The following is a 12,165-nucleotide window of genomic DNA, read 5'->3' on the forward strand; positions in this document are numbered from 1 at the left end:
GCGCACCGGCCATGAGGAGTTGACGTGCGTCTCTTGGTGTTCGGGCTCGGCTACAGCGCACAGCGCTTCATCGATCGCCATGCCGGCGACTTTTCCCATATCACCGCCACCGTTCGCAGCGCGGAAAAGCAGCAAGCCAGGCAAGGCGCCAATCTCGAACTGCTACTGTTCGGCGGCGACGGCTCCGATCCGGCGCTCGCAGCCCGCATCGCCGAGGCCGACTTGCTGCTGGTCTCGGTGCCGCCCGGCCCCAACGGTGACCCGGTGCTCGCCGCGTTTGGCTCGCAGATCGCGGCCAGCCGGATTCGCCGCATCGTCTATCTGTCGACCATCGGTGTCTATGCCGACCATGGCGGCGGCTGGATCGACGAGACCGCGGCACTGTCCGGCGATGGCCGCCGCCGGATGCGGATCGACGCCGAGGCGCAGTGGCGCGCCACTGCTGGCGAGCGGGCGACAATGCTGCGGCTGGCCGGCATCTACGGTCCCGGTCGCAATGCGCTCATCAATCTCGGGGCGGGCACGGCACGGCGAGTCGTCAAGCCCGGCCAGGTGTTCAACCGCATCCATGTCGATGACATCGCCGCCGCGGTCGCGGCGGCGTTCGCGCATCCGAAGGCGGGGATCTGGAACGTGTGCGACGACGAGCCCGCGCCGCCGCAGGAGGTCATTACTTATGCCGCGACGCTGATGGGCATCGCGCCGCCGCCAGAAGTTGCTTTTGAAGATGCGGAGATGAGTGCGATGGCGCGCAGCTTCTATGCCACCAGCAATCGCTGCACCAATGCACGGCTGAAGCAGGATCTTGGCGTCGCGCTGGCCTACCCGACCTACCGCGAGGGCCTCGGGGCGCTATGGCGGGGCGGCGAGGGCCAATAAAACAGCGGACCGAGCGGCCCGCTGTTGGTTTGCAAATGCAGCGACGACTTACTTCTCTTGTTCCATGGTCACGGCCACGTCCGCATTGGCGGACAGCCGCACCTTGTCGCCTTCGACTTCCGCAACCAGGCTGCCGTCGATGAAATGGTGGTGGCCCTTGTGATGGCCCTCGCCGCTGTCCTTCTTGGTCAGCTTGATGCGTCCGCCTTCGAAATGATCGACCGTGCCGACGTGAACGCCGTCAGCGCCGATGACTTCCATGTGCTCTTTGATGCCTGCAGTGCCGGCCATGTCGAATTCCTTGTTTGGTTGGACACACATAACGCGCCAAACCGGTTCCGGTTCAATTCAACCGAAAATGCCCACATAGACGCCCTACCCCAAGCCGGGCCTGCCTAGGGCGCCCTCAAGGAGGGACGCGCTTGGCAAGTTCGGCCGGCCGGCGCTATGGTTTTTCCATGATGGATTCGAGCGTCCTTCGGGACTTCGTCAACGGGCATCGGCGCCTCTTCGTCCTGACCGGCGCGGGCTGCAGCACGCAGTCGGGCATCCCCGATTATCGCGATGCCGCGGGCAACTGGAAACGCACGCCGCCGGTGACCTTCCAGGCCTTCATGGGCGACGACGCAACGCGCCGCCGCTACTGGGCGCGCAGCCTGATCGGCTGGCGGCGATTTGGCAGCGCGCAGCCCAACGACGCGCACCGCGCGCTGGTTCGGCTGGAAGAAATCGGCAAATGCGAGATCCTGCTGACGCAGAATGTCGACCGCCTGCACCAGGGCGCCGGCAGCGCGGGGGTAATCGACCTGCATGGCCGGCTCGACCTGGTGCGCTGCATGGGCTGCGAGCGGCGCATTACGCGCCGCGCATTGCAGGACGAGATGGGGCGATTGAACCCGCACTGGCTCGCCCTCGACGCGCGCGATGCGCCGGACGGTGACGCCGACCTCGAAAGCGATGATTTTTCCTCTTTCGAAGTGCCGGCCTGCGCCGACTGCGGCGGCATTCTCAAGCCCGACGTGGTGTTCTTCGGCGAAACCGTGCCGCGCGACCGCGTCGATACCGCCCTGGAGCATCTCGACAAGGCTGACGGCATGCTGATCGTCGGCTCCTCGCTGATGGTCTATTCCGGCTTTCGCTTCGTGCAGGCGGCGGCCCGCGCCGGCCTGCCCATCGCCGCGATCAATATGGGCCGCACCCGCGCCGACGAGTTGCTCACCGTCAAGGTCGAAGACCGCTGCGAAACGGCGCTGTCATTCTTGCTGTGAAACCCTCGCGAGATGCGGCAAGGCGCAGGGAGCCTTGTCCGGCAAATCAGCCAGATGCTGTAGCGCGGTGCGGCTGTTCAACGCCGCAAAGGTTTCGCGCGCGCTGAGATAGCCGACGGCTTCCTCGAAATCCTCGGCATCGTCGATCTTGGCGCGCGCAATGGCGAGATGGGAATCGATCTGGCCGCGGTTGCGTGGCTGATCGGCCAGCGTCCGCAGATGCGCCTCGCGCAGCTCGGGATCGCCGCGCAGCTCGTGCAGCGGGCTGGTGCCGTAGGCCGGGGCCGCCAGCGCCAGTTCGTTGGCGCGCACCAGCACCTGGGGCGGCGCGTTCTGCTCCGGCGTGCCGAACAGGCCAGCGCGCTGGCCGGCTTGCAGCAGGCGCGACGACAGCATCGCCACCGGCACCGACAGCAGCAGGCCGACGATCACCGGCGTCATCCACAGAAACAGCGGCAGCGACACCGCATAGGCGCTGATCGCCATCAGCACCCCGAACAAGGTCGGCACCGCATATTTGCTGATGACCTCGCGTAGCGGCACGCCGCCGTCGTCACGGCGCTGCACCTGCCAGCCGGCGTCGCGGCCGAGCAGAATCTCGCCGACCGCCGACGACTGGAAGATCATCATCACCGGCGCGATCAACCCGGACAGCAGCGTCTCAAGGACAATGCCGAACAACACCAGAAAGCCGCCGCCGAAGCGCCTGCGGTTCTCGCCTTGCGTCAGCAGCAGGACGTAGGCGAGCAGTTTTGGCACGATCAAGAGGCCCATGGTGCCGGCGAACACCCAGGCGGCGCGGACCGGATCCTGCGCCGGCCATTGCGGAAACAGCGAAAACCCCTTCGGGAAATATTCCGGCCGCACGAACTGCGCCTGCAACGAGATCAGGATGCCGAGCACCAAAAACAGGAACCACAAAGGCGCTGTCAGATAGGAGCCGATCCCGGTCATCAGATGCAGCCGCGACACCCAGTGCAGCCGGCGCGCCGGCAGCACTGCGAGATGCTGCAGATTGCCCTGGCACCAGCGACGATCGCGCGCGGCAAAGTCGAGCAGCGACGGCGGGCATTCCTCGAAACTGCCGCCGAGCTTCGGCGCCATGTGGATCGCCCAGCCGGCGCGCCGCATCAGGGCAGCCTCGATGAAATCGTGGCTGAGGATGTGACCGCCGAACGGTTTTCGCCCGGACAATTCCGGCAGCCCGGCATCGCCGGCAAAGGCGCGGACGCGGATGATGGCGTTGTGGCCCCAGTAGTTGCCTTCGGAGCCGTGCCACCACGCGATGCCCGACGCGATCACCGGACCGTACAGCCGGCCGGCGAACTGCTGCATCCGCGCGAACAGCGAGCGCGCATTGACCACGATGGGCAGGGTCTGGATCAGGCCGACGCCGGGATGCGCCTCCATGCCGGCGACCAGGCGCACGATGGTGTCGCCGGTCATCAGGCTGTCGGCGTCGAGGATGATCATGTGTTCGTAGCCGGCGCCGAAGCGTTTGACCCAGTCCTCGATATTGCCGGACTTGCGCGCAATGTTGCGCGGCCGATGGCGATAGAAGATGCGCTCGGCGCCGGCCTCGCGGCGCAGCTGCAGCAGTGCCTTCTCCTCGGCCACCCAGATCGCGGGATCGGTGGTGTCGCTGAGCACGAACCAGTCGAACTGCGCGCCTTGGCCGGTTTCATCGGCGGATTCCCAGATCGCGCGCAGCCGCGCCATGATGCGGTAGGGATCCTCGTTATAGGTCGGCAGCAGCATGGCATTGCGGCTGGTGATCGCCGGCAGCGGCGCGTTCGGCTCGATGGCCAGCGGATCGCGCTTGCGCACCAGCAGCATGGCAAAGCCCGCCAATGCTGACATGAACGAGAAGGCCACCCAGGCGAACAGCATCACGAACAGGCCGAGCACCATGCCTTCGAGGATGGTGACCCCGCCGACCTGCAGAACCTCGTACATTTCGTAACCGCCGGCCGCGGTCATCGCCGCGGTGCCGGTCAGGATATAGGCGCGCCGCAGAACGGTCGGCATCGGCTTGAACTGGGCACGCCGCTGCGTCGCAGTCGGCTCCGCCAGCGCCTGCGGCGCCATCGCCAGCGGCATGTCCGGCGGCAGAAATGCGTCGCCCGCGCCGGTGGGCGACGCGGACGCGATCGGTGGAGCTGCGCGAGTCATCGGGCTCTCCGCGCTCATGGTGTCCATCGATAGATCCAAACTTCGGAGATCGCCTGATCGTCCTGCATCAGCGACGCGCGCAGTTCCACCGGCTCCTTGCCCTTGATCGGCATTTCGAAGCTCAGGCGCCAGCCGCCGCTCTGCGGATTCGGCTGCGTGACGATGTTGCGAATCTCGGCCTTTTCGGCGGTGACCACGCCCTTGATCCTGCCGGGATCGATCGATTTCAGCCCGTCGCCGATCAGGTCGAGCACGAACAGTTTCGTATTGTCGCCGCGTGCACCGATGCCGCTGCGGGAAAAGATCGCCAGCGCCGAGGGCTTCGGATTGTCCGGACCCCAATGCAGGCGGTAGGTGTAGGTGTGCTCGCCATTGGCCGCCAGCGGGTTCTTCGGCCGCCAGAAGCTGCCGATGTTGTCGTGGATCTCTTCCTTGGTAGGGATTTCGAGCAGCCGCACCGCGCCCTCGCCCCAGTCGCCGATCGGCTCGACCCAGAGGCTGGGGCGTCGTTCGAAGCTGGATTCGAGATCCTGATAGTCGAGAAAATTCTTCTGCCGCTGCATCAGCCCGAAGCCGCGCGGGTTGAGATCGCCGAACGAACTGATCTGCAGATCGCGCGGATTGCTGAGCGGCCGCCACAGCTGTTCGCCACGCCCGTTGTAGATCGCCAGCCCGTCGGAATCGTGCACGGCGGGACGGAAGTCGTCGACCTCCATGCGGTCGTTCGGGCCGAAGAAGAACATGCTGGTGATCGGGGCAAGGCCGGCCGTCTTCAGTTCGACGCGCGGATAGATCGCCATTTCCACATCGAAGATCGTGGTCTCGCCGGGCCTGATCGTGAAGCGATAGGCAGCGGCGGCGCTTTCACTGTCGAGCAGTGCATGCACCACAATGGAGTTGGCATTGGCTGCCGGCTTCTCGATCCAGAACGCCTTGAACGAGGGAAACTCTTCGCCGGCCGCCTCGCCGGTGTTGATCGACAGGCCGCGCGCCGACAGGCCGTAGACCTGGCCCTTGGCGACCGCGCGAAAATAGCTGGCGCCGAGAAAGACGCAGACCTCATCACAATAATCCGGCTTGTTGATCGGCGCATGCAGCCGGAAGCCGCCGAAGCCGAGATCGGTGCCGGGCGGCGGTGGCGGCGTGGTGCCGAAGGAAAAGTTCTCCGGCTGATAGGGAACCTGGGTCGCCTGCCCGTTGGCCACTTCGTAGATGTCGACGCGGTTGGTGTAGAACGAGCCGCGGTGAAAGAACTGCACCTCGAACGGCAGCTTCTCGCCGTGCCACAACGCCTTCTCCGGATTGAAGCGCAGCGCGCGATACTGGTCGTAGTTCAGATCCTTCAACGAATCCGGCAGCTTGTTGTCCGGCGCCTTGTAGGGCTTGGTGGCAGCATCGCGCGCCAGCGTCCGTACAACGGACGCGTCGAACGGCGACGCCGCAACAGCGGCGCCAACGCTGCGCGGCAATATCGTCAGCAATGGGAGCGCGGCCGAGGCCCCGAGAAGTTGTCGTCGGTTCAAGGTGTCTCCAGATGTTCGAATGGCGAACATCAACAACACCGGCCGGGCGTGCAGGTTCCCGAGAGGAACAACACGCCTGCGATCCATTGTCGGCCAGCGCGTGATCAGAACGATCTAACTGCGGTCGTTACTTCACGGTAGGGATGCTGGGTTTGGAAGGCTGTTCGATATCTTCAGACGTCCACGACCGCAGGCAATCGACGAAATTCTTCAATCCATGCCGGCCGGCCAAGTCGGTCAGATATTCGTCCCATGTAGGGAAGCTGCGCGAGAGGTTGGCTGCAGCCTCCCGGGTGGCAGCATCGACGATTGCAGGGCCGCTTTCGAAAACCTCGCTGAGGAATTGATCTGGCGATAGCACTCTGACGCCGAGAACCTCCAGTGCGGCGACGTCGAAGTCCTTGAGATTGAACGTGACCAGCACGCTGGGCGCCACGGCTACGGCGGCAGAGGCTACATGGCGGTCCTTTGGATCCGTCCGGCCGATTGAGCGTTCGGGATCGAAGTCGTTGACGTACGCGTCGGGGAACAGCTCCCTGATGATCGGAACGGTGCCGGTGACGATGCGCTCGCGGGTCTCCGCCGGCATGTTTCTGAGCCACTCGTCTTCGATGCGTGGGCTCCACTTCACCACGAAGACGTCGTTTGCGGCCAACTGCAGCAGTAAGTTGCGCAGGTGGCCCGAGAACAGGACGTTCGCGTCAAGGAGCGCTGTTGCCGGGCGCATAATTCTCTTCGAGGTCTTCCGTGTCGGCGGACAATTTCGCTGCCAGTGAGCGCCGCCTATCTTCGGAATTTCTGAGTTCGGCGATGTCGCTTGCGCGGATGCGCCGGTGGGTCCCGACCTGCCTGAATGCAAGCTTTCCGGCGTCCATGCGCTGGTAGACGAGCGGCCTAGAGATCCCGAGCATTTCCGCAGCCTTCTCGGGCGAGACCTCGTCATGAGGCCTGAATAGCAATGCTTCGCCGGACTCGGCCATAGTCGCCAGCATGCACTGCACCGCGACGAGGACCGAGCGGGGCATCTCCGCCCACACCTTCTCTCCGTCGGCTTTCGTCAGAAACAGCCCACCGTGCTCGAGCGCGGAAGCGCGTCCGAGGAGGCTCGCCCCCTCCCTGGCTTGTTCGCGGTCGAGGTCGCGGACCTTGAGCGTCACCGGATCGGCCATGGCCGGCTCCTATCTGAAATAAGTGTAATATCTGTAATGTCTGCAATCGACAAAATCAAGACCGCTTGAGAGCGAACGACATGGCAGACGCCCCAAGGATGATGTCTCCGTGAGAACTCGAGAATCCTGCGCGGGAATGAGATTGACGACCCACCTTACAACGATCAATAATCGAAGGCGCTGATCGCAGGTGCGGCTTACGATGCATCCGCTTACGGGCAAGCTTACGCCCTATGCGGGCGAACTACGGGTCGGTTCGCAGCGACCGCGCCGCCCGCTACACCTTGAAGTGCTTGCTGAGCTTCAAGCTCTGGCCCTGGTAGTTGGAGCCGATGCGCTGGCCGTAGAGGGCGTCGGGGCGCGACAGCATTTTTTCGTAGACCAGGCGGCCGACGATCTGGCCGTGTTCGAGAATGAACGGCACCTCGCGCGAGCGCACTTCCAGCACGGCGCGCGAGCCGCGCCCGCCGGCGCCGTCATGGCCGAAGCCGGGATCGAAGAAGCCGGCATAATGCACGCGGAATTCGCCGACCAATGGGTCGAACGGCACCATCTCGGCGGCGTAATCCGGCGGCACCTGCACCTCCTCCTTCGAGGCGAGGATGTAGAATTCGCCGGGGTCGAGGATCAGCGTGCCGTCGCGGCGGGCCGCGATCGGCTCCCAGAACTCGTTCACCGCATAACCGCCACGGCGGTCGATATCGACCACGCCGGTGTGGCGCTTGGCGCGGTAGCCCACGAAACCGCTTTCGTTTTCGCCGGACAGATCCACCGACAGCGCCACGCCGTTGTTGAGATCGGCATCCTCGCTGTCGACCAGCGGATCGAGCGCGTGCAGATCTTCGAGCGCCTCGTTGTCGAGGATGGCGTCACCGACCCGGAAGCGCACCTGTGACAGCCGCGAGCCTTCGCGCAGCAGGACTGGAAACGTCTTCGGGCTGATCTCGGCATAGAGCGGACCGTGGTAGCCGGCGCCGATCACGTCGAAGCGGCGGGTGCCGTCGGCGATCACCCGGGTGAACACGTCGAGCCGGCCGGTCGAGCTCTTTGGATTGGCGGCGGCGAAGATCGACGGCGGCAGCGCCAGGCTTTCCAGCAAGGGCACGATGTAGACGCAGTTGGTCTCCAGCACTGCCCCGTCGGAGAGATCTATTTCGTGCAGCTTCAGTTCGTCGATGCGCTCGGCCACGGTCGAATTCGGACCGGGCAAAAAGCTGGCGCGGACGCGGTAGGCGATGTCGCCGAGCCGCAAATCGAGGCTGGCCGGCTGGATCTGGCTCTCCACGAAGGGATAGGCCGGCAGGATCAGGCCGGCATCGGCCATCTGCGCGATCATGCGATCGGGCAGAATACCATCGGCATCAGCAGGCAGCGTGAAGGGCACTGGACTCATCCTTGGCGCACGGCGGCATGGGACGCTCGCGAAAATGCAATTTTATCGGTTATCCCACCATCGGCTTGACGGGAAGGGGCGACGGGAATATCAGGAACCTTATCCCGTGGTGATTTGAGCCGGCCGGCTTGCAGCCACGTTAAACAAGTCGCTAAACAGGCCGGGGACGCATGTGTGATCCCGGCCGTTGGACGTCTGTCCAGGCCGGTTTTTTTGTGGCTGCCGCAAGGGGCCGCGACGGGAGATCACATGTCTGAGACCAAAACCACTGCTGCCCATTACCGTCCCGAAACCCGCCTCGTCCATGCCGGCATGCTGCGTTCGCAGTTCGGCGAGACCTCCGAAGCGCTGTTCCTGACCCAGGGCTTTGTCTACGACAGCGCCGAACAGTGCGAAGCGCGCTTCAAGGGCGAGGAGCCCGGCTTCATCTATTCGCGCTTCTCCAATCCGAACATCTCGATGTTCGAGAGCCGGATGATCGACCTCGAAGGCGCCGAGGCCGGCCGCGCCACCGCCACCGGCATGGCCGCGGTGACTGCCGCGATTCTGGCACCACTGCGCATCGGCGACCACGTGGTCGCCTCCAAGCAGTTGTTCGGCTCCTGCCGCTACGTGGTGGAAGAGCTGCTGCCGCGCTACGGCATCGAGTTCACGCTGGTCGACGGCCTCGATCTCGACGCCTGGCAAAAGGCGATGCGCCCGAACACCAAGAGCTGTTTCCTGGAAAGCCCGACCAACCCGACCCTGGACGTGCTCGACATTCCCGCTATCGCCGCGATCGCCCATGCCTGCGGCGCGCGGCTGATCGTCGACAACGTGTTCGCGACGCCGATCTGGCAGAGCCCGCTGACGCTCGGCGCCGATGTCGTCGTCTATTCCGCGACCAAACACATCGACGGCCAGGGCCGCTGCCTCGGCGGCATCATCCTCGGCTCCAAGGATTTCATCAGCGAGCACATCCACAACTACCTGCGCCAGACCGGCCCGGCGATCTCGCCGTTCAATGCCTGGGTATTGGTGAAGGGACTGGAGACCCTGGCGATTCGCGTCAAGCAGCAGACCGAGAGCGCCGGCGCCATCGCCGATGCCCTCGCCGCGCATCCGAAGATCTCGCGGCTGATCTATCCCGGTCGCGCCGATCATCCGCAGGCCGCGCTCGTCAAGAGGCAGATGCGCGCCGGTTCGACGCTGATCGGCTTCGAGGTGAAGGGCGGCAAGGCCGCCGCGTTCCGCGTGCTCAACGCACTGAAGCTGACGCGGATCTCCAACAACCTCGGCGACTCCAAGAGCCTGGTGACGCATCCGGCGACCACGACCCATCAGCGCCTGCCGATCGAGGCCCGCGCCGAACTCGGCATCAGCGAAGGCTTTATCCGCTTCTCGACCGGGCTCGAGCACAAGGACGATCTGGTCGAAGATCTCGAGGCGGCGCTGAAGCAGGCGTAGCTGCAAGCACGGACCGTCATCCTGAGGTGCGCGCGCTTTGGCGCGCGCCTCGAAGGATGGCCGCGAGCGCTTTCGCCGCATCCTTCGAGGCTCGCCGAAGCCGGCGAGCACCTCCAGCCTGAACGCAATTGCGTTCAGGCGAGGATGACGGCAACTGAGCCTGCCGAACGTCTGTGCTTTGACCTTACGCCGCCATCGCCGCCGGCGGTGACAGTGCCTGGAACCCGTCCGACAGTTGCAGCTTCGGCTCGGTCAGCGACTGCAGCTTCTCCAGCGTCATGCCGTCGACCATCTCCACCACGAACAGCCCCTGGGCGGTGACGTCGATCACCGCGAGGTTGGTGTAGATGCGCTTGACGCAGCCCGCCGCGGTGAGCGGCAGGGTGCAGCGGTTGAGGATGCGCGGATTTCCCTTCTTGTCGGTGTGCTCCATGATCACACGGATCGCCTTGGCGCCGACCGCCAGATCCATGGCGCCGCCGACGCCGGGCGGGAACGACGGATCCTCGGTGGTCCAGTTGGCGAGGTCGCCCTTCTCCGACACCTCGAACGCGCCGAGCAGGCTGATATCGAGATGGCCGCCGCGGATCATCAGGAAGGCATCGGCGTGATGCATGAACACGCCGCCGGTGATCAGCGTGGTGTAGTTCTTGCCGGCGTCGATCATGTTCTCGTCTTCGGTGCCGGGTTCGGGCTTCGGGCCAAGCCCCAAAATGCCGTTCTCGCTATGGAAGATGACTTCGCGGCCTGCGGGCACGTAGCTCGCCGCCAGCGTGGGAATGCCGATGCCGAGATTGACGAAGGCGCCGTCCGGCAGGTCCTGCGCGGCGCGCCAGGCCATCTGCTCGCGGGTGAGGGGCTTGTAGTTCACAGTCATACGCTTGCTCCGACGACAACGACACGGTCGATGAAAATGCTCGGTGTCACCACCGCTTCGGGATCGAGCGAACCGAGTTCGACCATTTCATTGACCTGCACGACGCTCACGTCGGCGGCCATGGCCATCACCGGATTGAAATTCCGCGCCGACTTGATGTAGGTGAGATTGCCCCAGCGGTCCGCCTTGTCGGCGCGCAGCAGCGCGATATCGCCCTTCAGGGGCTTCTCGAACACGTGCAGCCGGCCGTCGATCTCGCGGGTCTCCTTGCCGTCGGCCAGCTTCGTGCCGGCCGACACCGGCGAGAAGAAGCCGCCGAGGCCCGCGGCATGGCAGCGCATCCGCTCGGAGATGGTGCCCTGCGGCACAAGTTCGAGTTCCAGGGTCTTGTCGCGATAGGCGTTGAGGAAGGCGCTGTAGTCGCCGGAGCGGGGATAGGAGCAGATCACCTTGCGCACCCGGCCCGAATTGATCAGCCGTGCCAGACCGACATCGCCGTTGCCGGCATTGTTGGCGACAAGGGTCAGCTCGCGGGCGCCCTGCTCGTGCAGCGCTTCCAAGAGGTCGTCGGCCACGCCGACCGCGCCAAATCCCGCCACCAGCACGGTGGCGCCATCCGCCACACCCGCCACCGCGTCTCCCAGACTCTTTACTTGCTTGTCGATCACCCAAAAAACTCCCTGTCGCGGAATATTGTTCTCAGTCGGCCCGCGCGCTGCCGGATTTATTGCGGCGCGAATAGAGCATCGCGCCGTCGGCACATAAAGCCACAAATTTGCAGGCGGGGTGCGCGGGGATGCGCCCCCGCGACGCCCCGATGACAACCCCAACGAATTTCCCGGTTGCAAAGTTTTCGGCGCGCGCTTCTAATTGGAACAATTAAAAAGTATCGGGAGGTTGCACGTGTCCACAGTCAAACTGACGGTCAACGGCAAGGCTGTTTCTGCCGACGTTGAAGACCGAACCCTGCTGGTGCATCTGCTGCGCGAGCATCTGGGCCTCACCGGCACCCATGTCGGCTGCGATACCAGCCAGTGCGGCGCATGCGTGGTCCATATCGACGGCCGCGCGGTCAAGTCCTGCACCACTCTGGTCGGCCAGGCCAATGGCACCAACGTCACCACCATCGAGGGTATTTCGCGCGGCGACGAGCTGCACCCGATGCAGGCGGCATTCCGCGACAATCACGGGCTTCAGTGCGGCTATTGCACGCCGGGCATGATCATGGCGTCCATCGACATCGTCAACCGCTACGGCGGCAATCTCGACGAGGACACCGTCCGCCACGAGCTGGAAGGCAACATCTGCCGCTGTACCGGCTACCACAACATCGTCAAGTCGGTGCTCGATGCCGCCGGCCGCATGAAGGTGGCTCAGGCGGCGGAGTGATCCGCCGCACGCGAATTCGAACGTGAACCAACAAAGCGACGGCGACCCG

At 64.6% G+C, this 12,165-nt stretch carries 12 protein-coding genes and 1 riboswitch; of the genes, 4 read left to right on the forward strand and 8 right to left on the reverse strand.

Translation table 11 applies throughout. The annotated features are described in order from the left end of the window. Positions 1-24 precede the first annotated feature (24 nt). Entirely contained in the window at positions 25-879 is an 855-nt protein-coding gene (locus ACUXVA_RS03670; protein ID WP_445490875.1) for an NAD(P)-dependent oxidoreductase, read from the forward strand. 48 nt (positions 880-927) lie between these two features. Here the strand turns inward: ACUXVA_RS03670 and ACUXVA_RS03675 are convergent, their stop codons facing one another. Continuing rightward, positions 928-1,170, reverse strand: coding sequence for a DUF2171 domain-containing protein (locus ACUXVA_RS03675; protein WP_265081536.1), 243 nt, complete (start codon positions 1,168-1,170; stop codon positions 928-930). A gap of 170 nt (positions 1,171-1,340) precedes the next feature. Between ACUXVA_RS03675 and ACUXVA_RS03680 the strand changes: the two genes are divergently transcribed. Further along, positions 1,341-2,147, forward strand: a complete 807-nt coding sequence (locus ACUXVA_RS03680; protein ID WP_413776491.1) for an NAD-dependent protein deacetylase — start codon at positions 1,341-1,343, stop codon at positions 2,145-2,147. Here ACUXVA_RS03680 and mdoH read toward each other — a convergent pair. From mdoH to ACUXVA_RS03705, 5 genes are all read right to left on the reverse strand, one after another. Next, the gene (mdoH, locus tag ACUXVA_RS03685) at positions 2,133-4,319 is read right to left on the reverse strand and encodes a glucans biosynthesis glucosyltransferase MdoH (RefSeq protein WP_445490877.1); all 2,187 of its coding nucleotides are present in this window, start codon (positions 4,317-4,319) and stop codon (positions 2,133-2,135) included. The genes ACUXVA_RS03680 and mdoH overlap by 15 nt on opposite strands. Before the next feature lie 14 nt (positions 4,320-4,333). Then, the gene (locus ACUXVA_RS03690; protein WP_445490879.1) at positions 4,334-5,842 is read right to left on the reverse strand and encodes a glucan biosynthesis protein G; all 1,509 of its coding nucleotides are present in this window, start codon (positions 5,840-5,842) and stop codon (positions 4,334-4,336) included. 127 nt (positions 5,843-5,969) lie between these two features. Further along, positions 5,970-6,569, reverse strand: coding sequence for a PIN domain-containing protein (locus tag ACUXVA_RS03695; protein WP_265081533.1), 600 nt, complete (start codon positions 6,567-6,569; stop codon positions 5,970-5,972). Beyond that, positions 6,544-7,011 carry a helix-turn-helix domain-containing protein gene (locus ACUXVA_RS03700; protein ID WP_265081532.1) on the reverse strand — a complete coding sequence of 156 codons (468 nt, stop codon included), beginning with the start codon at positions 7,009-7,011 and terminating at the stop codon, positions 6,544-6,546. Before ACUXVA_RS03700 ends, ACUXVA_RS03695 begins: the two co-directional genes overlap by 26 nt. Positions 7,012-7,288: 277 nt before the next feature. Further along, a complete protein-coding gene (locus ACUXVA_RS03705) occupies positions 7,289-8,395 on the reverse strand; it encodes a 2'-deoxycytidine 5'-triphosphate deaminase (protein ID WP_265081531.1) in 1,107 nt (368 codons plus the stop codon). A gap of 105 nt (positions 8,396-8,500) precedes the next feature. Next, positions 8,501-8,580: riboswitch (SAM riboswitch) on the forward strand. A 73-nt stretch (positions 8,581-8,653) separates the two neighbouring features. Between ACUXVA_RS03705 and ACUXVA_RS03710 the strand changes: the two genes are divergently transcribed. After that, positions 8,654-9,850: an O-succinylhomoserine sulfhydrylase gene (locus ACUXVA_RS03710; RefSeq protein ID WP_265081530.1), complete on the forward strand. Its 1,197-nt coding sequence runs from the start codon at positions 8,654-8,656 to the stop codon at positions 9,848-9,850. Between the two features lie 184 nt (positions 9,851-10,034). Here the strand turns inward: ACUXVA_RS03710 and ACUXVA_RS03715 are convergent, their stop codons facing one another. Further along, entirely contained in the window at positions 10,035-10,727 is a 693-nt protein-coding gene (locus ACUXVA_RS03715) for a 3-oxoacid CoA-transferase subunit B (RefSeq protein ID WP_445490883.1), read from the reverse strand. Further along, entirely contained in the window at positions 10,724-11,395 is a 672-nt protein-coding gene (locus tag ACUXVA_RS03720; protein ID WP_265081529.1) for a 3-oxoacid CoA-transferase subunit A, read from the reverse strand. The genes ACUXVA_RS03715 and ACUXVA_RS03720 overlap by 4 nt, the downstream gene beginning before the upstream one ends. 235 nt (positions 11,396-11,630) lie before the next feature. Between ACUXVA_RS03720 and ACUXVA_RS03725 the strand changes: the two genes are divergently transcribed. Beyond that, the gene (locus tag ACUXVA_RS03725) at positions 11,631-12,116 is read left to right on the forward strand and encodes a (2Fe-2S)-binding protein (protein ID WP_265081528.1); all 486 of its coding nucleotides are present in this window, start codon (positions 11,631-11,633) and stop codon (positions 12,114-12,116) included. The last annotated feature ends 49 nt before the right edge of the window (positions 12,117-12,165 follow it).

It is taken from the genome of Rhodopseudomonas sp. RCAM05734, assembly GCF_052658035.1.